The sequence below is a fragment of the Pseudoxanthomonas sp. USHLN014 genome, from assembly GCF_037153335.1.
GTDB classification, from domain to species: Bacteria; Pseudomonadota; Gammaproteobacteria; order Xanthomonadales; family Xanthomonadaceae; genus Pseudoxanthomonas_A; species Pseudoxanthomonas_A winnipegensis.
In genome coordinates, this window is the sequence record NZ_JBBCKO010000012.1 from 85,828 (window position 1) to 109,211 (window position 23,384).

A 23,384-nucleotide genomic window follows, 5' to 3' on the forward strand; every position below is an offset into this window, starting at 1 on the left:
CAAAAAGTGGCCGATGGTAGGCCGCCGCGGCACGGCGGCGCAAAGCCGAAGCGCGATGGTGGTGTGGTGTGTGGGAGCCACCATGGCGGCTCCCACCTGTAGAGCGGAGCTTGCTCCGCTGGGGCTTCCCCATGATCCGGCCGAAAAGCAGCGGAGCAAGCTCCGCTCTACAGGCAGGCCGCTGCGATTTGAGGAGACTGTTGCTCCCACGGAAGCGGGATGGCTCAGGCCGCCTGCTCGCCCTTCTTGCCGGTGCGATACAGCAGCCAGCCGACCAGCGCCAGCACCGCCAGGCCGATCCACTGGCCCAGGTCCAGGCCGACCGACAGCACGTCGGCGCGGCTGCTGAGCACGATCGGCACCGCGATGGCGATGCCCATCAGCGCCTCGCCGGTGATCAGGCCGGCGGCGAACAACACGCCGGGGCGATGCACGCGGTCGCGCCCGTCCTCATCGTCGGCGCGCACCTTGTGGAAGCGCTCGACCAGGTGCGCGATCAGGCCACCGAGGAAGATCGGCACCATCAGCTCCAGCGGCAGGTAGATGCCGATGGCCGCTGCCAGCACCGGCACGCGGAAGCGCTTGCCGGTCTTCTTAAGCCATTCGTCGATGGCGATCACCAGCGCGCCGACCACCGCACCGAGCGCGATGAAGGTCCACGGCAGCTGGCCGCCGAACAGCCCGCGCGCGACCGAGGCCATCAGGTTGGCCTGCGGCGCGGCCAGTGCGTTGGGATGCTCGGGCGTGGGCGCGCCGATGCCGTAGGCCTGCGAGAGCAGGCTCAGCACCGGCGCCATGATCAGCGCACAGGAGAACGCGCCGATACCCAGCATCAGCTGCTGCTTCCACGGCGTGGCGCCGACCAGATAGCCGGCCTTGAGGTCCTGCAGGTTGTCGCCGCCGACCGCCGCGGCGCAGCACACCACCGCGCCGATCATGATCGCGGCCACCGCGCCCAGCGGCGCGCCGCCCGTGCCGACCGGGGTCAGGCCGCTGGAGCCCATCAGCAGGGCCAGTACCGCCGAGGCGAACAGGATGGTGGAGATGGTGATGCCCGAGACCGGATTGTTGGACGACCCGATCAGCCCGGCCAGATAGCCGGATACCGAGACGAACAGGAAGCCGGCCACGACCATGATGATCGCCATCGGGATCGACACGTGCCACGCGCCGACGATGGCCTGGTACAGCCCCAGCAGCGGCAGGGTGAACACCACCAGCGCCACCAGCATCCACTTCATCGGCAGATCGCGCTCGGTCTCGGCCAGGGCCACGCCGCCGCTGCCCTTGCGCGCGGCGGCGAAGCCGGACTTGATCCCGCCCAGCAGCGACTTGCGCAGCGAGAACAGCGTCCAGATGCCGCCGATCAGCATCGCGCCCACGCCCAGATAGCGGATCTTGGCGCTCCAGATGGCATAGGCGGCGTCGGCCGAGGAGGCCGCGGCGATCTTGGCCGCCAGCGCCGGATCGGAGCCGGCGAAGAAGGCCTGATACAGCGGGATGGCGATGTGCCAGGACAGGATCGAGCCGGACACCACCACGATGCCCACGTTCAGGCCGACGATGTAGCCCACGCCCAGCAGCGCCGGCGACAGGTTGGTGCCGATGAAGGCGGTGACCCGGGCACTGCCCAGGTAGGTCGACTGGGTCCAGGTGTCGGGGATCAGCCGCAGGCCGCTGGCCGCGGCCAGCTTCACCAGCGCGCCGATGGCCGCGGACACGGCCAGGATCTTCAGGCCCGGGCCCGGGTTCTCGCCGGCCTTGAGCACCTCGGCCGCGGCCTTGCCCTCGGGGAAGGGCAGCGGCTCCTCGACGATCATCGAGCGGCGCAGCGGCACCGAGAACAGCACGCCCAGCAGGCCGCCCAGGCCGGCGATGCCCAGCACCCACCAGTACTTGAAGTCCGGCCAGTAGCCCATGATCACCAGCGCGGGGATGGTGAAGATGACGCCGGCGGCGATCGACGAACCGGCCGAGGCGCCGGTCTGGACGATGTTGTTCTCCAGGATCGTGCCGCCGCCGAGCAGGCGCAGCACGCCCATCGAGACCACGGCCGCGGGGATGGCCGTGGCGATGGTCAGGCCGGCGAACAGGCCCAGGTAGGCATTGGCGGCGGAGAGCACCACGGCCAGCACGACGGCCAGCACGACGGCACGGAAGGTGAGCTGCCGCGGCGCGGCGACGGGCTGCTGCATGGTCTTGGGGCCCTGCGGAAGACGTAAAACGGCAACGCTACTCCAAGCCGGCGAGCCGGGCCAAGTGACGATTGCCACGGTCGGGCGCCGCCGGCCCCGCCCAGGCGGCGCACTGGCATACTCGCGCGCCTGTCATTGCCGCAAGGTCGCCCGTGTCCGCCACCTCCGCCGCCCCGCCCGCCCGCGAGGACTTCCTGGGCCATCCCAAGGGCGTGTACGTGTGCTTCTTCACCGAGATGTGGGAGCGCTTCTCCTTCTACGGCATGAAGGCGCTGCTGCTGCTGTACCTGACCAAGCATCACCTGTTCGGCGACGACGCCGGCTACGACCTGCTGGGCGCCTACGGCGGGCTGGTGTACTGCATCCCGGTGATCGGCGGCCTGCTCGCCGACCGCTGGCTGGGCATGCGCAAGGCGGTGATCTTCGGCGGCCTGCTGCTGGTGGCCGGCCACGTCGGCATGGCCTTCGAGGGCCACACCGCCACGGTCAGCGGCGGCCAGGTGCTGCGCGATGAGGGCAGCCTGCGCATCACCTATCTGTCGCTGGCGCTGATCATCATGGGCGTGGGCTTCCTCAAGCCCAACATCTCCACCATCGTCGGCAGGCTCTATGCGGACGACGACCCGCGCCGGGACTCGGGTTTCTCGCTGTTCTATGCCGGCATCAACCTGGGCTCGCTGTTCGCCTCGCTGGTATGCGGCTATCTGGGCGAGGCCTACGGCTGGCGCTACGGCTTCGGCGCGGCCGGCATCGGCATGCTGGCCGGGCTGGCGATGTTCCTGTGGGGCCAGAAGTATCTGCACGGCCATGCCGAGCCGGCCAACCCGGCCTCGCTGCGCGAACGCGTGGCCGGCCTGCCGCGCGAATGGCTGATCTATCTGCTGGCCGTCGTCGGCGTGCTGCCGATCGCCTGGCTGATGTGGGCCACCGCCAACGGCGCGTTCGCGCTCGGCGGCGAGGTCACCCTGGCCCAGCTGCTGATGCTGGTGGTGCTGGGCGGGGTGCTGCTGTGGTTCGCCTGGTTCCTGGCCACCCAGTGCACGTCCGAGCAGCGCCGCCAGATGCTGGCGCTGATGGCGCTGATCTTCATGGCCCTGGTGTTCTTCACTCTGTACGAGCAGACCTACGGCTCGTGGGTGACCTTCAACGACCGGTTGCTGACCAAGGACATCGTGCCGGCGCTGGTGATCCGCGAAGGCACGCCGCTGCCGTGGTCGATCGTCTCGCTGCTGCTGGCGCCGATCGCGTTCGTGGCCGCCGCCTCGCTGTCGGACCGGCATCCGCAGTCCAAGGCGCCGCGCACCGTGTTCGCCATCGCCGCGGCGATCATCGTGGTACTGCTGGTGCGCGACTGCCTGGTGCTGCCGCAGACCGCCGGCTCGCTGACCTACCTCGGCGCCCTGTTCCTCGTCCTGCTGGCGCCGATCTTCGCCGCGCTGTGGGCCTGGCTGGACCGGCGCGGACTGGACCCGTCCAAGCCGGTGAAGTCGGCCTGGGGCCTGCTGCTGGCCGGCGCCTCGTTCATCCCCCTGGCGCTGGCCGCGCAGCACGTGGGCAGCACCGGGCAGATGGCCAGCGTGTGGTGGATCGTGGCGGCCTACTTCGTGCTGGAGCTGGGCGAGATGTGCCTCTCCCCCGTCGGCCTGTCGGCGGTCACCCAGCTGGCCGTGCCGCGCGTGGTCAGCCTGATGATGGGCACCTGGTTCCTGGCCACCGCGTTCTCGGAAATGCTGGCGGCCATGTTCGGCAAGCTCGCCTCCATCGACGTGCCCCAGGGCCAGACGATGGACTTGGTCGAGGCCTCGGCCCGCTACGCGCACCTGTTCTGGCTGATGATGTGGATCGGCCTGGGCTGCGGCGTGATCGCGCTGGTCGCCGCCCCGCTGCTCAAGTGGATGATGCGGCCGCATCGCTGAAGGCGGCCGGCGGCAAGCGCTCCATGAAGGGAAGGAGCCCCGCAGCAAGCGGGGTCTTTCGATTTCTTCGCCGAAACGTGGGCGCATGAACCTGCCGAGCCGCGTGGGACGCCAGGGCAGCACTACGCCGCAGCGCCTCGACCGGGCCAGGCACGGCTTCTCCAGCAGGAGCAATCCGCGTGCCGTACCGCATCGATCGCCAGAACAGCAAAGGAAAAGCCCCGCGATGCGGGGCTTTCCAGTCGACACCAATGCCGTCGGCTCAGAACGGAATGTCGTCGTCGGCGAAGTCATCCATCGGCGCCGGCTGCTGGGCCGGGGCCTGGCGACGCGGCTGCTGCTGGCCGCCGCCGTATCCACCACCACCGCCACCACCACCGTAGTTGTCGCCGCCGCCGCGCTGACCACCGCTGCCACCGCCGCCGTACTCCTGGCGCGGCGCGCGCTGCGGACGGTCGCCGCCGCCCATGCCACCGCCGCCCTCGCCGCGGCCGCCGAGCATCTGCATCTCGTTGGCGACGATGTCGGTGGTGTACTTCTCCACGCCATCCTGGCCGGTGTACTTGTCGTAGCGGATCTCGCCTTCGACGTAGACCTGTGAGCCCTTGCGCAGGTACTCGCCGGCGATCTCGCCGAGCTTGCCGAAGAACACCACGCGGTGCCACTCGGTGCGTTCCTGCTTGTTGCCTTCACGGTCATTGCGCACGCTGGTGGTCGCCAGGCTGATCCGGGTGACGGCCATGCCGCCCTGCGTGTACTTGGTGTCCGGGTCGTTGCCCAGGTTGCCCACCAGGATGACCTTGTTGATGCCGCGTGCCATGAGGATTCGTCCGGTTGCGAAGCGCCCGCCGAATGCGGGCTGCGGACAGTGGATTATAGCCGGCCCGTCCGGTCTACCGGAAAACCCCCCGCCGGCGTATAGGACATCGCCGACCGGAACTCACCCCGGCCCACCTATAATCGCCGTTCTCCTTGGAACTCCCAGGCCGCATGTCCGCCGTTCAGCTCCCCTCCGCCGCCCTGGCGCTGCCGCAGATCCAGTCCCTCGCCGCGGCGGACATGGCGGCCATCGACGCCCTCATCCGCCGTCGCCTGGCCTCGGACGTGGTGCTGATCAACCAGATCGCCGACCACATCATCTCCGCCGGCGGCAAGCGCCTGCGGCCGATGCTGGTCGCCCTGGCCGGCCGCGCCTGCGGCGTGGACGCCGGCCCGGAACACCACCAGCTGGCGGCGATCATCGAGTTCATCCACACCTCGACCCTGCTGCACGACGACGTGGTGGACGAATCGGACCTGCGCCGCGGCCGCAGCACCGCCAATGCGCTATGGGGCAACGCGCCCAGCGTGCTGGTCGGGGACTTCCTGTACTCGCGCAGCTTCCAGCTGATGGTCGAACTGGACCGCATGGCCGTGATGCGCATCCTGGCCGACACCACCAACCGCATCGCCGAGGGCGAGGTGCTGCAGCTGCTGCACGTGCACAACCCCGACACCGACGAGGCCGCCTACCTGCGCGTGATCGAGCGCAAGACCGCGGTGCTGTTCGCTGCCGGCACCCAGTTGGGCGCGCTGGCCTCCGGCGCCGACGCCGCCCTGCAGCAGCGCCTGTACGACTACGGCATGCAGCTGGGCTACGCCTTCCAGATCGCCGACGACGTGCTGGACTACACCGCCGACGCAAGCGATCTGGGCAAGAACCTGGGCGACGACCTGGCCGAGGGCAAGGCCACGCTGCCGCTGATCCACGCCATCGCCCATTCCGACGCGACCACCCAGTCGCGCCTGCGCCAGATCGTGGCCGACGGCCAGACCGACGCCATGCCCGAAGTGCTGGCCGCGATCCACGCCACCGGCGGCATCGCCTACAGCCAGCGCCGCGCCACCGAATACGCCAGCGCCGCCGAGGCCGCGCTGGAAGGCCTTCCGGAAAACGACGCCGTCGCCGCCCTTCGCGGCCTGGCGCGTTACGCGGTCGAGCGCCGCCACTGAAACGGACGCGAGAATGAGAAAGTCCTGAGCGCGCAAGATACCGACCGTTCCCGCCTCATTCCTCTCCACATGCCTCCATCGCGCGCCATGAGCGGCATTCCCGCGAGCACCGAGCAATGAGCGAAGCCCAAGGATTTTCCGAACCCGATCGCGCCGTACTGCTGGCGGTCAAGGGCGTTGGCCCGACCGTGGTCGCGCGCTTGGAACAGTTGGGATTTCGCTCGCTCGATCAACTGGCCCAGGCCGATGCGGTGGCGCTGACCCAGCAGGCTTCGGCCATGCTGGGCAGCACCTGCTGGCGCAACAGCCCACAGGCGCGGGAGGCGATGGCCGGCGCAATCGAGGCCGCCAGGCGCCACTGCGTCTCATGATCCGCCCATATATCAGACTGAAAGCGAGGAGTGAGTAAAGGCTGCGGCGCACCCGCTCTCACTCATTCCTCAGCCCTCTTCGCTCACTTCTGCTTGCCGAACACTTCCTCGAAGAAGTCCTGCGCCATCCGATAGGCGCGCTTGGCCGCGCGCGCGTTGTAGACGCAGCCGGGCGGGCTGTTCGCGCCGGGGATGGCGAAGCAGTGCACCGCGCCGCTGAAATCGACGAACTGCCAGTCCGCGCCGGCCGCGTCCATCTCCTTGCGGAAGTCGGCGATGCTCTGGGCCGACACGCCGCGGTCGTCCGCCCCGTTGAGCACCAGCACCGGCGTCTTCGCCGAACCCGGCTTGGCCGGCGTGCTGCCCGGCTCCAGTCCGCCATGGAAGGTGACCACGCCGGCCAGCGCATCGCCGCCGCGCACCAGTTCCAGCACCGTGGTGCCGCCGAAGCAGAAACCGAAGGCGCCGATCCGCGCCACATCCAGCGGCGCGGCGCCGGCCTGCGCCTTGAGCACCTCCACCGCCTTGCGCACACGGGCGCGCAGCGCCGGCCGATCGCCCTTGAGGCCACCCGCCAGCTTGCCCGCCTCCTCGGCGTTCTTCGGCCGCACGCCGGTGCCGTAGACATCGGCCACCAGCACCACATAGTCGTCGCCGGCCACTTCACGGGCCCGATCGACCGCCGCATCGGTCACGCCCATCCAGTCCGGCACCATCACCAGGCCCGGACGCTTGGCCTTGCCAGCGTCGTCGTAGACCAGCACGCCGGAGAACGCCTGATCGCCGACCTTCCACTGCACCGGCTTGGCCACCTCCTTGGCCGCCGCCGGCAGCGCGGCCGCCAGCAGCGTCGTGGCGACCAGCAGCATTGCCGAGAATCTGCCCATGTCCTGCCCCTCCCGTTCGTTTCGGATGCCGACGAGTGTAGGCCCGCGACCGCATTGGCGATGCAAAGGCGCGCTAGCACGCACAAGCCGGCCCACCGACAGGGCTCCTTGCCGGAACACAGACAGATGAACCTGCAGAACGCATGAGCTGAGTTTGGAGATCGCACCCCGCCCAACAGCCTCGACCCAGCCAGGCGCAGCTGCCCGGCTCGCTCCGCCATCCCTGGCCGACTCGCCGCCGCGGGCCCGCCCCAGGTCGAAGCCCTGCGGCGAATGGATCAGGACTTCTTCCAACTTGAAGGCATCAAGCAGCGCCCTGCCCCCTCCCTTTCGCCGCAGGCGAAGGGGAGGGCCGGGGTGGGGTGCTTTTGCTCTTCGCTTCTGTGGCTCGCCCGGGAAAGCCCCGACCCCTCCCCATCCCTCCCCTGCGCTGCGCGCAAGGGAGGGGGCCTCAAGTCGGAGTCCTCCGGTCACTGATCGCGCTCACTCCTCTCTCCTCTCCTTTGCCTGCACGAAAAGGGAGGAGGTCGAACGACACCGCAAACCGAAGCCCTGTGACCTGACGCGCGCGGCAGCGGGCCGGCGGGCGGTGGCCGCGACGAGCGAGGCAGGAGCCGAGCGCCCGAATCAGGGCAGGATGCCCTGATTGAGGGATAAGCGGACGCCGCCCGCCGGACCGCTGCCCCTCCGAAGTCAACACGCCCACCCGCCGCAATCCCGATCTACAACCCAGCAAAAACAAAGGCCGCACTGAAAGCGCGGCCTTTGCAAGAGTCGAAAGCGGCAAGGGTGCTCAGGGGCGGCGCGCCAGCGCTTCCACATCCTTGGCCTTGGGCAGCAGATCCTGCTTGGTGACCTTGAACGGACCGATGCTCAGCAGCGGCACCGCCACGATCACCGAGGACACCACCACGATCACCGCACCGACCATGTGCGTCTCGGCCAGCCCCTCCATCGAACGGCCGCCGTACAGATACAGCGCCAGCGCCGACAGGAAGAACATCACCGCCGTGATCACCGTGCGCGAGAGCGTCTGGTTGATCGAACGGTTGAGCACTTCCAGCGGCTCCACGCGCAGACTGCGGAAGTTCTCGCGCACACGGTCGAAGACCACGATGATGTCGTTGATCGCAAAGCCCATCACCGACAGCAGACCGGCCAGCACCGTCAGATCGAACTCGCGGCCCAGCAGCGACATGTAGGCCACCGTCAGGATCAGGTCGAAGAACGCCGTCAGTGAGGCGACCACCGCGAACTTCCACTCGAAGCGGAACGCGATGTAGATCAGGAAGCCGGCCAGCATGAAGATGGTCGCGTACAGACCGTTCTTGGCCAGGTCCTTACCGACCTGCGGACCGACGAACTCGCCCGGCTGCACCGTGGCCGGATTGGCGTCGCTGGTGACGACCTTGCGCACCGACTCAGCCACGACCCGGCCAGCGTTCTCGTCGTTGTTGTGCTCGCCATGCGGCTGCAGGCGCACCATCACATCGTTGGCGCTGCCCACGTTCTGCACCTGGGCGTTCTCGAAGCCGTTCTGGTCCAGCAGCGTGCGCAGGTGGTCCACATCGACCGGCTTCTCGAAGTGCGCGCGCACCACGGTGCCGCCGGTGAACTCCAGCGCGTAGTTGAAGCCCTTCAGGCCGATGATGGCCAGCGAGGCGATCAGGAGCACCACCATCAGCACCAGCACCGGCTTGCGCGGGCGCATGAAGTCGATCTTGGTGTCGTTGGGAACGATGTGCAGCGGGAAAAGTTTCATGCCACGTTTTTCCTTGAGAAGTCCGCACACGCAGGTGCGGGCTTTTGCGGGACGCGCGTACTGGCGCAGGCGCTTGCGAGGGCCTGGCGTCAGATCGCGACCGAGTTGAGCTTCTTGCGGCGACCGTAGATCAGCGTGGCCAGGGCGCGCGAGACGGTGATCGCAGTGAACATCGAGGCGAAGATGCCGATGATCATCGTCAGCGCGAAGCCCTTGAGAGGACCGGTGCCGAAGGCGAACAGCGCGATGCCCACGATCAGGCCGGTCAGGTTGGCGTCCAGGATGGTGCCGCTGGCGCGCTCGTAGCCCTCGGCGATGGCCTTCTTGGCCGGCACCCCCAGACGCAGTTCCTCGCGGATGCGCTCGTTGATCAGCACGTTGGCGTCCACCGACAGGCCGACCGACAGCGCCAGACCGGCGAAGCCCGGCAGGGTCATGGTCGCGCCGAAGATGGACATCACCGCCACCACGATCAGCAGGTTGAACAGCAGCGCCACCGAGGTGATCGCGCCGAACACGCGGTAGTAGATGGTGAAGAACACCAGGGTGAACAGGAACGAGTACACCACCGCCTTGATGCCGCGCTCGACGTTCTCCGCGCCCAGGCTGGGGCCGATGACGTATTCCTCGACGAAGCTCATCGGCGCGGCCAGGGAACCTGCGCGCAGCAGCTTGGCCAGGTTGTCGGCCTCGTCCTTGGTCAGGCCGGTGGTCTGGAACTTGTTGCTGAAGACGCCGTTGATGGTCGAGGGCTGCAGCGCCTCCTCGCTCACGCGCACGCTGCGCACCTCCTTGCCATCGACCATCTTCACTTCCGGGATGCGCTCGATGTAGACCACCGCCATGCGCTTGCCGACGTTGACGCTAGTGAAGTCGAACATGCGCTGGCCGGCGACGCTGTTGAGCGTGATGTCCACGGCCGGCTGGCCGTTCTGGTCGACGTTGGAGACCGCGTTGACCATCTGGTCGCCCGAGGCCAGCACGCGCTTGTTGAGCAGCACCGGGCCGCGGTTGTCGCGCAGCTGGTAGAGCTTGGCTTCCGGCGGCACGTTGCCGGTGCGCATGGCCTCCAGCGCATCGCCTTCGACCACGGCGCGGAACTCGATGGTGGCCGTGGCGCCGATCATGCGCTTGGCCGCGGCGGTGTCCTGCACGCCCGGCAGTTCGACCACGATGCGGTCGCTGCCCTGCTGCTGGATCACCGGCTCGGCCACGCCGAGCTGGTTGACGCGGTTGCGCAGGGTGGCGATGTTCTGCTGGATCGCATCGCCGGAGATGCGGGTCAGCTCGCTCTCGGGCAGGCCGATGACGATGCGCTGGCCCTGCACGTCGTAGGTCAGCGCCGAGGCGCCGACCAGCGCGCCGGAGGCGCTGGCGTTGGCAGGCGCCAGCACCTTCATCAGCGCATCGCGCGCGGCGGTGGCGCTCTGCCCCTCGGCCACGTTGACCACGATGGTGTTGTTGGCGCCGCGCAGCACCGAGTCGACGCGGATCTTGGCGTCGCGCAGCGCGACGCGGGCGTCTTCGGCGTAGGCCTCCACGCGCTTGTCCAGCGCGGCCTTCTGGTCCACCTGCAGGGTGAAGTGCACGCCGCCCTGCAGATCCAGGCCGCGCACCATCGGGTTGGCGCCCAACCGGGTCAGCCAGGCCGGCACGGTCGAGGCCAGGTTCAGCGCCGGGGTGTAGTTCTCGCCCAGCGATTCGCGCAGCGCGTCGTTGGCCTTGGCCTGCGCGTCGGGCGTGGACAGGCGCACCAGCAGGTCGCCGTCGCGCTTCTCGATCTGCTTGGGCGTGATGCCCGCAGCCTTGAGCGTCTCATCGACCTTGGCGCGCAGCGCATCGTCGATGGCCGCGCCGCGACTGGCGGTGATCTGCACCGAAGGGTCCTGGGGATAGATGTTGGGCAGCGCATAGATCGCGCTCACCACCAGCACTACCAGGATCAGGACGTATTTCCAGCGGGGAAACTCGAGCATTGCTTGGCACCCGCGCCGAACAGGCGCGCATTTGGTTGATCGAACCTGTGGCCACCGGCCCCGGATCTCGGGGCCGCCGGCACGGCGTTGAACAGCAAGACGGACCGCGCCAGGCGGTCCGTCGGATGAAGCGGGTGGTTCAGACGGCGGACTTCAGGGTGCCCTTGGGCAGCACGTTGCCGACCGCGCCCTTCTGCACCCGCACCTTGACCCCGTCGGCGACTTCGACGGTGACGAAGTTGTCGCCGATCTCGGCCACGGTGCCTGCGATACCGCCGGAGGTGATCACCTCATCGCCGCGCGAGAGCTTGTCCAGCAGGGCCTTGTGCTCCTTCTGGCGCTTCATCTGCGGGCGGATCATCACGAAGTACATCACCGCGATCAGGACGATCGGGAACACCAGCATCGACAGGCCACCGCCCTGCGGGGCGGGCGCGCCGGCGGCCTGGGCGTGGGCGGCGGGGATCAGGAAATCGAGCAGATTCATGTCAACAAGGTCCATGGTTGGGCCGAAAGCAGCCGGGAATTATGCCATGTGGCCGCCAGCGCGTGGCCGCAAGGCCCGCGTGCGTGCGATTCACCCCCAATTCCCCGCATCGTGCCCTGATCGGACAGCGCCGGCGGGCAAAAGTTTCCCCCGCGCGCGCGGTGACAATCCGGTCACCCCGGTACGGCCATCCCGCGCTCCGCATAGAACGCGGCGCGGAAGGCCTGGAACCGCCCCTGCTCGATGGCCTGGCGCATCTGCGCCATGAGCCACTGGTAGTACCACAGGTTGTGCAGGGTGCCGAGCATCGGCCCGAGCATCTCGTTGCAGCGGTCCAGGTGGCGCAGGTAGCTGCGGGTGAAGCCGTTGCGGCAGGCGTAGCAGCCGCAGCCCGGCTCGATCACGTCCAGGTCGTGCTCGTACTTGCTGTTGCGGATGCGCACCGTGCCGAAGCGGGTGAAGTAGTGCCCGTTGCGCGCGTTGCGGGTCGGCATGACGCAGTCGAACATGTCCACGCCGCGCGCCACGCCCTCGACCAGATCCTCGGGCCGGCCCACACCCATCAGATAGCGCGGCTTGTCGCCAGGCAGCTGCGGGTGCAGGTGGTCGAGCATGGCGTTGCGCTCGTCTTCGGTCTCGCCCACCGCCAGGCCGCCGATGGCATAGCCGTCGAAGCCGATGTCCTGCAGCCCCTGGGCCGACTGCGAGCGCAGATCGCCGTGCACGCCGCCCTGGACGATGCCGAACAGCGCCGCGTCGTTGCCCAGTCCATCGTGCGCCTCGCGCGAGCGCCGCGCCCAGCGCAGGGACAGCTCCATCGACTTGTGCACCACCCGCTTGTCGACCGGTTTGCCGTCCACGTTCACCGGCGGGCACTCGTCGAAGATCATCACGATGTCCGAGTCAAGCACGCGCTGGATCTTCATGCTCTCCTCCGGGCCCAGGAACACCTTGGCGCCGTCGGTCGGCGAGGCGAAGGTCACCCCCGCCTCGGTGATCTTGCGCCGGTGCGCCAGCGAGAACACCTGGAAGCCGCCCGAGTCGGTCAGGATCGGCCTGTCCCAGCGCGCGAAGCCGTGCAGCCCGCCGTGCTGGCCGATGACCTCCAGGCCCGGGCGCAGGTACAGGTGGAAGGTGTTGCCCAGGATGATCTCGGCGCCCAGGTCCTTGATGTGCTCGGGGAACACGCCCTTGACCGAGCCATAGGTGCCCACCGGCATGAACGCCGGGGTCTGCACCGTGCCGCGCGGGAAGCTCAGCTGGCCGCGCCGGGCATTGCCGTCGGTGGCCTTGAGCGTGAAGTCCATGCGGCTCATGCCGACGCCTCCTGCGCCTGCGGAAACAGCAGCATCGCATCGCCGTAGGAGAAGAACCGGTAGCCCTGCGCCACCGCATGCCGGTAGGCCTGCAGGATGCGCGCCTTGCCGGCGAAGGCCGAGACCAGCATCAGCAGCGTGCTCTCGGGCAGATGGAAGTTGGTGATCAGCGCATCGACACTGGTGATGCGATAGCCGGGAAAGATGAAGATGCGCGTCTCGCCGGCGAAGGGCTGCAGCTGGCCCTCGCGGGTGGCGCTTTCCAGCGCGCGCACGACCGTGGTGCCGACCGCGATCACCCGGCCGCCGGCGGCGCGGGTGCGGCGGATCTGCTGCACCAGCTCGGCGCCGACGTTGAGCCATTCGCTGTGCATGCGATGCTCGCGCACGTCCTCCACGCGCATGGCCTGGAAGGTGCCGGCGCCCACATGCAACGTGATGTGGCCGAACTGCACGCCCTGGGCCTTCAGCCGTGCCAGCAGCGCTTCATCGAAATGCAGGCCCGCGGTCGGCGCGGCGACCGCGCCCAGTTCGCGCGCGAACACGGTCTGGTAGCGCTCGTCGTCATCCTGGCCCGGCTCGCGGGTGATGTACGGCGGCAGCGGCATGCGCCCGGCCTTGAGCAGCCAGCTGTCCAGCGCATCGCCGACCTCGAAGCGCAGCTCGTAGAACTCGCCCTCGCGGCCCAGCACCTCGCATTGGCCGCCGGCGTCCAGCGCGATGCGGCCGCCCGGCTTGGGCGATTTGCTGGCGCCGATCTGCGCATGGGCGCGGTTGTCCGGCAGCAGGCGCTCGATCAGGATCTCGACCCGTCCGCCGGTGTCCTTCTGGCCGAACAGCCGCGCCGGGATGACGCGCGTGTCGTTGAACACCAGCAAGTCGCCGGCGCGCAACTGCTCGGGCAGGTCGCGCACGTGCAGGTCGGCCAGCGGCGCATCGCCTGGCGGGACGATCAGCAGACGGCTGGCGGAACGCTCGGGCAGCGGCGCCTGGGCGATCAGCTTGGGCGGCAGGTCATAGTGGAAATCGGACTTCTTCAACGCGGGCAGTCGGTGTCGGGTCAGCCGCGTATTCTAGCGGGCCGGCGCGGCCGGCCCCGCCGTGGCGCAGGCTCGCCCCTGCGAAGGGGCGCCCGCGCCGGACGCGCTCAACCCATCACCGGGCCCTGGACCACCGGATTGGCGCGCTCCTGCGCCTGCTGCCGCGCGTGCGACTGGGCGAGCTGGTCGGTGGCGAGCTGCCATTGCGCGGTGCTGGCCTCGACCGGGCGCTGCACCGCGCTGGCCACCTCCACCTGCGCCCGCTGCCGCGCCTCGGCCGGGCCGTTGGAGGCCTCCACGGCGAAGGCACGGCTGCCGTCCGGGCTCACGCCCACCCGATCGATCGAGGACAGATGCGGGCTGGCGGCGGTCAGCGCCGCGGCCAGGCGCTCGCTGCTGCCATCGGGCGCGCGGCCCATACCCTGATCGATCCGCGCGACGCCAGCGTAAGCCTGCTGGTAGCGGCCGTTGGCCGGGTGGCCCGGGTCGCGCATGTCGGGCGCCGGATCGGGCCTGCCGAGGTCGAGCGAGGCGCCGCGACGATCGTGCTGCTCGGCCCGCTTGGCGGGCTCACCCGCAGGCAATGGATCGCGCGTCAGGTGCCACGCATCCTCGACCAGACCCTTGCCACTGCGCGTCAACAGCGTCGCGGCAAGACGCTCGCCGCTGATATCCGCCCGGAACTTGTCGATCATCGGGTCGTACTGCTGCGCGAGCTGCCGCGCCTTGGGATCGGCGAGGATCGAGGTGTCGGGACGATGTTGGCCGTTCCAAGGCAAGAAATTGTCCATGTCGTGCGAACCACCGCTCATGGCGGCGACCGCACTGAAGATATCGTTGCGCAGGTCGAACACGCTTCTGTTGTTCTCGTAGCCGTACTTCTGCAGCGTGTCGATCTCGCGCTGATTGGTGTACACCTTGACCTGGCCGTAGTGCGGCGAGGCGGAGCTGACCAGGTCGGCCGCCATCACGTGATTGACCATCGCGTTGCCGCCTTCCGGAATGCGATAGTGCTCGCCGGTGGCCGGGTTGCGCATATTCAGGCTCGCGGCGCCGAAGGCGTTGAAGGTTTCGCCCTTCAAGCCGAAGTAATGCCCGGTGACCTCGGCCAGCGTGCCGCCCAGCGAGTGGCCAGTGACCGTCACCTCAGGCGGCGCGACGCCTTTGGTCGCGCCATAGTCCTTGGCCAGCTCGATCGCCTGACGCGTTAGGGCAATCGCATCGTCGGCCTGCCGGTTGTCGCGCCCAACCACCATGCCGCCATCGGTCTTGACCAGGTCCTTGAGTCTCTCTCGCTCGAACTCGGTGCCGCGATGGGCGACCACGATCTCACCGGTATCCATGCGCTGATAGACGGCGCCTTGATAGCCGGAAGGCTTGTCCGAGTAGGCCAGGACCTTGTACTCAAGGCCCCCGATCTCGGTGACCTTACCCACCAGGGATTGCAGATCGACGGCCGCGCCGTGCTTGTCGCGACCATAGCTGTGGTCGGCCAGATAAGCGTATTGCTGGGTTCCTATCGTCATGGCACACCATCCTTGTGCGGAACAAATGTCACGGTGAAAAGATCATCGTCGCGGATCGAAGCACCGAACCTCGCCCGATCCGACTCGCCCGTATCCAGCGGCTCATCCAACGCCGACGACGCCAGTCTCGGATAAGAGATCTTGTTGAAGTAGACCGTTTCCTGTTCGGCGGGGATCAGCTTCTGATCCTGGATGCTGGGGATGAAAAGCGTCTCGCCCTGCGCGCCGGTCGCCTTCATATGCACCCGGAACTGGATCAGCTTCCAGTGGCACACCCCGCGCCCGGTGTAGTCCTCGTCGAGCATCTGGTCGGCGTAAACGGTGGCGACGTACTCGGTGTCGGAGACCTTCTGCAGCGGGATCTCCACATCGTCGGTAGGCACCGGTGCGCTGCGGCCGCCGGGGTTGTCCTTGGGCGGACTCAGGCATTCCTTGTTGACCACGTCGTACTGCGCCAGCGCCTTCATCCAGGCGAAGGGACCCGGCGCATCCTTGATGGTCATGGTGATGCGGTAGGCATCCTTGGGCGCGGGGTTGCGCGCGGACGCGACGGCGCCGCCGTGTTCGGCAGCCGAAGAGGTCACAGCATTCATATCGGTCCTTGAATCTGAAGGAGAACAGGCCGCCAGGGCGAACAACAGCGCGGGCGCGGCAAACAAGCGGGGCTGGGTGCGCGTCATGGGGTCCTTCCACGGGGGAATCGGCAAGCCTTGTCGGAATGGTCCCCAGCGCAGGCGGGCCTGTCAAATCGGGATGCAGTGCAAGAAACCGCTGGGCGATCGAAACGCAATCGGGTCGAGTCGCCTCGCTGCGGGTGGCGCAACGAAACGAAAATCGCGCGGCAAGCGCCCGCAATCCGGCGCCTCAGCGCTCGAACTTGGTCGACAGCACGATCGAAGAGGTGGTGCGCTCGACGCCCTCGATCGCGCCGATGCGGTCGGTGAGCTCGTCCATCTCACCCACCGTGGGCGCCATGCCGATGGCGATCAGATCGTGCGGGCCGCTGACCGAATGCAGCGCCCGCACCTGCGCCATCGCGCGCAGCGCATTGGTCACGGCGACCATCTGCTTGGGCCGCACGGTGATCAGGATGTGGGCGCGGATATGGCCATGTTCCACATCGTCGCGCAGGCGCACGGTATAGCCGGCGATCACGCCCTGGCGCTCGAGCCGTTCCAGCCGGCTCTGCGCGGTGGTGCGCGACACGCCCAGGCGGCGCGCCAGCTCGGCCACCGGCGCGCGCGCGTCCTCGCGCAACAGCGCAAGCAGGGCCTGATCGGCGGCGGATACCGTCATTGTGCGCAGCTCCCTTCGTCGATACGACGAAAAAACCGGTGGTTTCGCCAGGATCATACCTGTCGAATCGACGGTCGTTGCTTCAATAATGCAGGCATCCCCGTGTTTCCCTGGCGCCTCGCCCTGCTGCGCTGCGCCACGCCCGCCCGTTCGCCCAAGGAGACCTGCCGATGTCCGTGACCGCTCCCCTCGCCCCGCTGCGCGCCCGCGCCGGCACCCGCCTGACCGAAGGCCTGGACGAGGCCACCCTGGCGCGACTGGCGTCCGGCCATCCGGACCTGGGCCGCGCCATCGCCGCGGCCGCCGCGCAGTTCGCCGCGCTGGAGGACAGCTTCGATGCGCTGCTGGACCTGGACGAGGCCGAACAGGTCGCGCGCGTGCAGGAGGGTTACGTCAACTTCTATGCCGACGATGCGGTCAACCCCTATGTCGCCCTGGCCGCCTGCGGGCCGTGGGTGGTCACGCTGAAGGGCGCGGTGCTCTACGACGCCGGCGGCTACGGCATGATCGGCTTCGGCCACACGCCCGATGCGGTGCTGGCGGCCATGGCCCGGCCGCAGGCGATGGCCAACATTATGACGCCCAGCCTGTCGCAGCTGCGCTTCGATGCGGCCCTGCGCGCCGAGATCGGCCACACCCGCGCCGACGGCTGCCCGTATGCGAAGTTCCTGTGCCTGAACTCGGGCTCCGAATCGGTCGGCCTGGCCGCGCGCATCGCCGACATCAACGCCAAGCTGCTGACCGACCCGGGCGCGCGCCATGCCGGCGCCACGCTCAAGCGCGTGGTGGTCAAGGGCAGCTTCCATGGCCGCACCGACCGGCCCGGGCTGTATTCGGATTCCAGCCGCAAGACCTATACCCAGCACCTGGCCAGCTACCGCGGCGAGGACTCGGTGATCGCCGTGCCGCCCTACGACGAGGCGGCGCTGCGCAAGGTGTTCGCCGATGCGCAGGCGAACGGCTGGTTCATCGAGGCGGTGTTCCTGGAGCCGGTGATGGGCGAAGGCGACCCGGGCCGCGCGCTGCCGCCGGCCTTCTACGCCGCCGCGCGCGAGCTCACCCGCGCCCATGGCAGCCTGCTGCTGGTCGACTCGATCCAGGCCGGCCTGCGCGCGCACGGCGTGCTGTCGGTGGTGGACTACCCCGGCTTCGAGGGCCTGGAGGCGCCGGACATGGAGACCTATTCCAAGGCGCTCAACGCCGCCCAGTACCCGCTGTCGGTGCTGGCGGTGACCGAGCACGCCGCCCGGCTGTATCGCAAGGGCGTGTACGGCAACACCATGACCAGCAATCCGCGCGCCCTGGAGACTGCCTGCGCCACGCTGGCCCTGCTCACCCCGCAGGTGCGCGAGAACATCCGCACCCGCGGCGCGCAGGCTGTGGCCAAGCTGGAACAGCTCAAGGCCGAGCTGGGCGGGCTGATCACCAATGTGCAGGGCACCGGCCTGCTGTTCTCGTGCGAGCTGGCGCCGCAGTTCAAGTGCTATGGCGCCGGGTCGATCGAGGAGTCGCTGCGCATGCGCGGGCTCAACGTGATCCACGGCGGCGTCAACTCGCTGCGCTTCACCCCGCACTTCCTCATCGACGCGGACGAGCTGGACCTGCTGGTGTCGATGGTCGGCCAGGCCCTGCGCGAAGGATCGCGTCAGCAGCAGGCCCAGGCGGCCTGATCCACCCAGCCCCATGCAGCAGGAAGGCCCGCGCGAGCGGGCCTTCTTGTTTGGCACTTCGACGGATGGATCGGGACTTCTTTCGACTTTGACCTGAAGCCCCAGACCTGACGCTGCCCTTCGAAGAAAGCCGATACGACAGGACGCTAGGTCTTGCAGGCCGGCAGCGCCAGCGCCTTGGCGATGTCGCGCCAGTCGAACGCGGTCACCGCCTGGTCGTCGTGCAGCGCATAGAACGCGCCCTGCGGGAAGCGCGCATCGCCGCGCGCGTCCATCCACACCCCGTCGGTGTTGGCCGTGACCTGCCCGGCGAAGGCGCCCAGATGCCGCAGCGTCCTGCGATCGAACACATGGAACAGGCTGCGGTCCTTGAACTGGTCGGTGCCGATCCAGTAGCCGCCACCATCCGCGCACGCCAGCAGCGCGATGCCTTCGGCCTGCGCCTTGTACAGGCCCGCGCCGATATCGCGGCCGGTGTAGGTGCCATCGGAGAGCCGGTACTCGCGCAGGCGCGTGCCGGTGGGCACGTCCTCCTCGGCCAGCAGCAGGCGGTCGTTGTCCGCGTCGCCATAGACCGACTCGGCGATGCGGATCGCGCCTCCCTGCGCGGTGTCGCCGAAGGTCTGGCGCAAGGTCGCCTTCCACTGCCCGCCTTCGCGGCTGAGCTGATAGCGACGGAAGCGCTGGCCCAGCTGCGCCAGCGGCGGCACCGTGTCCTCGTCGGCGCCCAGCATGTAGTTGTCGCTGACGATGACCTCGATGCCTTCGTCCTTGGGGTGCGCCCACAGGCCGTAGGGTTTCTTGAGCTCCTCGCTGCCGAACACCGCCACGGACTTGAAGTCCGGCAGCGAGAACGCCTGCACGCGGTGGTTGTCGCGTTCGACCACCAGCGCCATATCGCCCACCACCGACACACCGTTGGGCCGATCCAGCTGGCCCGGCGCGGCGCCCTTGCCGGCGACGGTGCGCAGACGCTTGCCGGTGTCGCCGTCGAACACCACCAGCTCGCCGGTCTTCTTGGCGGTGGTGATGACCCAGCGCGCGCCATCCGGGGCGGCCCACACCGCCGGCGAATCCAGATTGTCCTGCGGCGTGGCGGCGGTGACGAAGGCCTCGGCCACCACCTGGTGCGGCACCTTGGCCGTGGCCAGCAGCGGATCGCCGGTGCCGGCCTCGTCGGGTTCGCGGTCGCTGGTCACGGATGTGGCTGGCGGTGCGGACGCCGCGGGCGCGGCGACCGGCGCTCGATCGCAGGCCGACAGCAGCGCGCACGCCAGCGCCAGCACGGCCGCGCCTCGCGGGAGACGCACGGCGGCCATCACAGCTTCACCTTCAGGCCGACCGCGAAGCTGCGGCCGTATTCCTCGAACTGCTGGGTATGCGCGCGATCGCCCTGGTAGCGCTCCAGCGGCTTATCCAGCAGATTGGAGGCATCGAAGAACAGCTGCACGCTGTCGCTCAGCTGCACGTCCAGGCCGAAGTCCAGCTGCGTATTGGGCGCCACGTAGATGTCGTACGGCGCCGAGGCGCCGAGCTCGTCCAGGTACGCGCTGCGGTACACCGCCGACACGCGCGCGGACACGCCGTACTTCTCGTAGCCCAGGTAGCCGCTGTACACGTGTCGGGACGCGCGCGGAAGCGTGAAGTCCTCACCCTGGCGCGTGGCCACGCCGGGATCGAAATCGGTGTCCAGCCAGGTGCCGCTGGCGCCGACCAGCAGGCCGTTCCAGCGCTCAGGCAGGAAGTCGAGCTGCTGCTGGTAGTTGAACTCGGCGCCCAGCACCTTGGCGTCATCGCCGTTGATGGCGCGGGTGACGTCGAAGCCGGCATAGGCCGGGTCGTTGTTGCTGACCGTGTCGACGATATAGCCGTCGATCCACTTGCGGAACAGGCCCAACGAGACGATGCCGCTCTGCCCCAGATACTTCTCGAAGGACAGGTCCAGATTGGTCGATTCGTAAGGGTCGAGGTCGGGATTGCCCAGCTCGACCCGCCCATCGTCGCGGTCGATGGTCGCGTGCGGCGCGATCTGGCCGAATCCGGGCCGCGAGACGGTCTTGTTCAACGCCGCGCGCAGCGTCCAGCCCTCCCCGCCGTCCCAGCGCAGGTGCAGCCCCGGCAGCACGTTGGTGTAGCTGCGGTGGGCCTTCAGCGGCGTGGCGCTGAAGGTCCCGTCGTCCTGGATCTCGATGCTGTTGCCGGTGGCGGTGAAGCTGGTGTTCTCAACGCGCACGCCGGCGATCGCGCGCAACGCGCCGATGTCCCAGGTGCCCATGGCGTAGGCGGCCAGGATGTCTTCCCTGGAGGTGTAGTCCTCGGCCAGCGCGGCGACCGCATTGCTGGCCACGTCGCCGGCGGCGGCGCTGTAGCGCGCGCCGTTCTGCGCCCAGTAGGCGCGCATGGCCGAGGAGCTCAGCGCCTGGCCCAGGCTGTTGTGACGATGCTCGGGCGCGGCGACCGTCCAGGTGGTCGGGTCGATGGCCGGGCCCTTGGACAGCTCGGGCTCGTTCTTGTCCACGTCGCGGTCGCGGAAGCGGCCGAGCAGGCCCAGCTTGTAGCTGGCGTGGTCGCCGTCGAAGCGCGCGTTGATCTTGGCGCTGACTTCCTTGTCGTCCGTGCTGCCCGGCGAGAGCACCCACTTGTTGAAGGCGTAGTTGGCGTTGTCGGCCCAGCGCTCGCTGGAGAAGTCGATGTCCGGCAGGTGATCGGTCTGGTCGATGCTGGCCGTCAGCCCCTTCTTGGCGGCCTTGGTGATCTTGAAGCGGGCCTCCTGCTCGTCGGGCACGCGCTCTTCGGTCTTGGTGTAGCCGACCTGGTAATCCAGCACCGCGCCGCTCAGCCGGTTTTCGCCGCCGAAGCTGGCGGCGGCGGTGTTCTCCTTCTTGGTGCGGAAGCGCACGCGCTTACTCAGGTCGTCCACCGGGGCCAGGTAGGTGCCGTCGCCCCGGGCCACGACGGTGTCCGGGTCGAAGTCGATGACGGTGTTCTGCCGGGTCTCGGCATCCTGGTAGTCGCTGTAGAGCGTGCGCAGGTAGTAGCGGTTGTCCGCGTCCGGACGCCAGTCCAGGTTGAGGTTGGCGCCCCAGCGCTTGCGCTCGATGAAGTACTTGCGCCGCTGCTGCTGGACCATGAACAGTTCTCCGCTGTCCAGCGCGTCGTACTCGCCCTCGGTGTTGTCCGACTCGAACTTGCGGTCCTGGTAGTTCAGGCCCAGCGCCACGCCGAAGGTGTCATCGGCGAAGCGCTCGCTGTAGTTGAAGGCGGCCCGCGGGCTGGTGTGCCCGCTGAGCTGCTGGTGGTCGGCCTCGATCCTGCCGCGCAGGCTGCGGCCGTCGCGGTCGAAGGCCGAGGCCGATTCGACCTCGATCGCCCCGCCGATCGAATCGCCCGGCATGTCCGGCGTCGGCGACTTGACCACCTTCAGGCGTTCGGTCGAATCGGACGGGATCAGGTCCAGCGGCGTGGCGCGGTTGTCGCTTTCGGTCGTGCCGATGGCGATGCCGTCGATGGTGACGCTGTTGAGCGCCGCGTCCAGGCCGCGCACGACCACGTAGCGGCCCTCGCCCTGGTCGCGCGTTACGCTGACGCCGGGCAGGCGCGAGACCGACTCGGCCACGTTCTGGTCGGGATAGTCGCCCACGTCGTCCGCGGCGACCGCGTCGAGGATGGCGTTGCTGTCGCGCTTGAGGTCGATCGCGCGGACCTGCGCCTCCAACTGCGGGCGCACCACCAGCCGGTCCAGGGTGGTGGCATCGGCCGCAGGCGCGGCCGCGGCCGGTGCGTCGGCGGCGGGACCGGCCAGCACGGGCGGGGCCGCCAGCGCGGTCAGCGTGAGCGAAATGGCGCAGGCAAGGCGATGGCGCGTCAGCACGGTGTGTCGTTCCCCAGCGAACAAAGATGGGGCGGCACGGTATTGCGACGAGATTTCCGCACCGTGACACACGCGGCAAAGTGACGGAGCGGTCACCTTCCAGCACCCAGCGCCTGGGGGCCCCGACGCGCCCGCGACTGGGCCGGCACGCGGGCGATGCGGCACACTGGTCCGCCCGCCTTCGCTCACTGCCAGACATGAAAACCGTCGAAGTCCGTCACCCCCTGGTCCGCCACAAGATCGGCCTGCTGCGCGATGCGTCCTTGAGCACCAAGGGGTTCCGCGAGCTGGTCACCGAACTGGGCACGCTGCTGGCCTACGAGGCCACCGCCGACCTGCACACCGAGACCGAGACCATGCAGGGCTGGGCCGGCCCGGTGGAGGTGCAGAAGATCGCCGGCGCCAAGATCACCCTGGTGCCGATCCTGCGCGCGGGGCTGGGCATGCTGCCCGGCGTGCTGGCGCTGATCCCGGCCGCGCGCGTGAGCGTGGTCGGCCTGCAGCGCGACGAGGAGACCCTGCAGCCGGTGCCCTACTTCGAACGCCTCACCGGCCGCCTGGAGGAGCGCGATGCGCTGATCCTGGACCCGATGCTGGCCACCGGCGGCACCCTGATCGCCACCATCGACATGCTCAAGCGCGCCGGCGCACGCCGCATCAAGGGCATCTTCCTGGTGGCCGCGCCCGAGGGCCTCAAGGCCCTGGAGGCCGCGCACCCGGACGTGGAGGTCTACACCGCCGCCATCGACGACCATCTCAACGAGAAGGGCTACATCCTGCCCGGCCTGGGCGACGCCGGCGACCGCATCTTCGGCACGCGGGTGGGCTGACCAGGAAGGCTGGAACGGTCTGTGGGAGCCACTGTCCCTCTCGATCAGGCCGCGGCCGCGTTGTAGAGCGGAGCTTGCTCCGCTGCTCTTCGTTCGGTTCGTGGGAAAGCCCCAGCGGAGCAAGCTCCGCTCTACAGTCCGCTGCTCTTCGTTCGGTTCGTGGGGAAAGCCCCAGCGGAGCAAGCTCCGCTCTACAGGTGGGGGCTGAACGCCGCTCAGCCCGGCTGCGCCATGTCGCAGCGCTGCCAC

18 protein-coding genes are annotated in these 23,384 nt (G+C 68.6%); 5 read left to right on the forward strand and 13 right to left on the reverse strand.

What is annotated here, in order from left to right; translation table 11 throughout:
* Nucleotides 1-224: 224 nt before the first annotated feature.
* The gene (locus WFQ05_RS18330) at nucleotides 225-2,195 is read right to left on the reverse strand and encodes an oligopeptide transporter, OPT family (RefSeq protein ID WP_337054846.1); all 1,971 of its coding nucleotides are present in this window, start codon (nucleotides 2,193-2,195) and stop codon (nucleotides 225-227) included.
* Nucleotides 2,196-2,347: 152 nt separating this feature from the next.
* On the opposite strand from WFQ05_RS18330, the gene WFQ05_RS18335 reads away from it, so the two are divergent.
* Nucleotides 2,348-4,111: an oligopeptide:H+ symporter gene (locus WFQ05_RS18335; RefSeq protein ID WP_337054847.1), complete on the forward strand. Its 1,764-nt coding sequence runs from the start codon at nucleotides 2,348-2,350 to the stop codon at nucleotides 4,109-4,111.
* 262 nt (nucleotides 4,112-4,373) lie between these two features.
* Here the strand turns inward: WFQ05_RS18335 and WFQ05_RS18340 are convergent, their stop codons facing one another.
* Entirely contained in the window at nucleotides 4,374-4,931 is a 558-nt protein-coding gene (locus WFQ05_RS18340) for a single-stranded DNA-binding protein (protein WP_337054848.1), read from the reverse strand.
* Nucleotides 4,932-5,101: 170 nt separating this feature from the next.
* Here WFQ05_RS18340 and WFQ05_RS18345 point away from each other — a divergent pair, with 170 nt between their 5' ends.
* Complete coding sequence (locus tag WFQ05_RS18345) at nucleotides 5,102-6,103, forward strand: polyprenyl synthetase family protein (RefSeq protein ID WP_130531794.1); 1,002 nt, start codon at nucleotides 5,102-5,104, stop codon at nucleotides 6,101-6,103.
* Nucleotides 6,104-6,219: 116 nt separating this feature from the next.
* Nucleotides 6,220-6,474, forward strand: coding sequence for a helix-hairpin-helix domain-containing protein (locus tag WFQ05_RS18350; RefSeq protein ID WP_337054849.1), 255 nt, complete (start codon nucleotides 6,220-6,222; stop codon nucleotides 6,472-6,474).
* 83 nt (nucleotides 6,475-6,557) lie between these two features.
* Here the strand turns inward: WFQ05_RS18350 and WFQ05_RS18355 are convergent, their stop codons facing one another.
* The 9 genes from WFQ05_RS18355 to WFQ05_RS18395 all read right to left on the reverse strand — a co-directional run bounded on the left by WFQ05_RS18355 (nucleotide 6,558) and on the right by WFQ05_RS18395 (nucleotide 16,764).
* A complete protein-coding gene (locus WFQ05_RS18355) occupies nucleotides 6,558-7,343 on the reverse strand; it encodes a dienelactone hydrolase family protein (RefSeq protein WP_337054863.1) in 786 nt (261 codons plus the stop codon).
* Nucleotides 7,344-8,154: 811 nt separating this feature from the next.
* Nucleotides 8,155-9,123, reverse strand: a complete 969-nt coding sequence (gene secF / locus WFQ05_RS18360) for a protein translocase subunit SecF (protein ID WP_130531797.1) — start codon at nucleotides 9,121-9,123, stop codon at nucleotides 8,155-8,157.
* An 89-nt stretch (nucleotides 9,124-9,212) separates the two neighbouring features.
* Entirely contained in the window at nucleotides 9,213-11,099 is a 1,887-nt protein-coding gene (secD, locus tag WFQ05_RS18365) for a protein translocase subunit SecD (protein WP_337054850.1), read from the reverse strand.
* Nucleotides 11,100-11,238: 139 nt separating this feature from the next.
* On the reverse strand, nucleotides 11,239-11,586 hold the full coding sequence (gene yajC / locus WFQ05_RS18370; RefSeq protein ID WP_130521110.1) for a preprotein translocase subunit YajC: 348 nt from the start codon (nucleotides 11,584-11,586) through the stop codon (nucleotides 11,239-11,241).
* A gap of 173 nt (nucleotides 11,587-11,759) precedes the next feature.
* A complete protein-coding gene (tgt, locus tag WFQ05_RS18375; RefSeq protein WP_337054851.1) occupies nucleotides 11,760-12,902 on the reverse strand; it encodes a tRNA guanosine(34) transglycosylase Tgt in 1,143 nt (380 codons plus the stop codon).
* On the reverse strand, nucleotides 12,899-13,942 hold the full coding sequence (gene queA, locus WFQ05_RS18380) for a tRNA preQ1(34) S-adenosylmethionine ribosyltransferase-isomerase QueA (protein ID WP_337054852.1): 1,044 nt from the start codon (nucleotides 13,940-13,942) through the stop codon (nucleotides 12,899-12,901). Before queA ends, tgt begins: the two co-directional genes overlap by 4 nt.
* Nucleotides 13,943-14,049: 107 nt before the next feature.
* Entirely contained in the window at nucleotides 14,050-15,468 is a 1,419-nt protein-coding gene (locus WFQ05_RS18385; RefSeq protein ID WP_337054853.1) for an XVIPCD domain-containing protein, read from the reverse strand.
* Complete coding sequence (locus WFQ05_RS18390; RefSeq protein ID WP_337054854.1) at nucleotides 15,465-16,148, reverse strand: hypothetical protein; 684 nt, start codon at nucleotides 16,146-16,148, stop codon at nucleotides 15,465-15,467. Before WFQ05_RS18390 ends, WFQ05_RS18385 begins: the two co-directional genes overlap by 4 nt.
* A 184-nt stretch (nucleotides 16,149-16,332) precedes the next feature.
* A complete protein-coding gene (locus WFQ05_RS18395; protein ID WP_337054855.1) occupies nucleotides 16,333-16,764 on the reverse strand; it encodes an Lrp/AsnC family transcriptional regulator in 432 nt (143 codons plus the stop codon).
* A 170-nt stretch (nucleotides 16,765-16,934) separates the two neighbouring features.
* Between WFQ05_RS18395 and WFQ05_RS18400 the strand changes: the two genes are divergently transcribed.
* A complete protein-coding gene (locus WFQ05_RS18400) occupies nucleotides 16,935-18,434 on the forward strand; it encodes an aminotransferase class III-fold pyridoxal phosphate-dependent enzyme (RefSeq protein ID WP_337054856.1) in 1,500 nt (499 codons plus the stop codon).
* Nucleotides 18,435-18,580: 146 nt separating this feature from the next.
* On the opposite strand, the gene WFQ05_RS18405 is transcribed toward WFQ05_RS18400, so the two are convergent.
* Both WFQ05_RS18405 and WFQ05_RS18410 read right to left on the reverse strand, forming a co-directional pair.
* Nucleotides 18,581-19,756, reverse strand: a complete 1,176-nt coding sequence (locus WFQ05_RS18405) for a phytase (RefSeq protein WP_337054857.1) — start codon at nucleotides 19,754-19,756, stop codon at nucleotides 18,581-18,583.
* On the reverse strand, nucleotides 19,753-22,236 hold the full coding sequence (locus WFQ05_RS18410) for a TonB-dependent receptor (RefSeq protein ID WP_337054864.1): 2,484 nt from the start codon (nucleotides 22,234-22,236) through the stop codon (nucleotides 19,753-19,755). The genes WFQ05_RS18405 and WFQ05_RS18410 overlap by 4 nt, the downstream gene beginning before the upstream one ends.
* Nucleotides 22,237-22,502: 266 nt before the next feature.
* Here WFQ05_RS18410 and upp point away from each other — a divergent pair, with 266 nt between their 5' ends.
* Complete coding sequence (gene upp / locus WFQ05_RS18415; RefSeq protein ID WP_130521125.1) at nucleotides 22,503-23,135, forward strand: uracil phosphoribosyltransferase; 633 nt, start codon at nucleotides 22,503-22,505, stop codon at nucleotides 23,133-23,135.
* Nucleotides 23,136-23,384 lie beyond the last annotated feature (249 nt).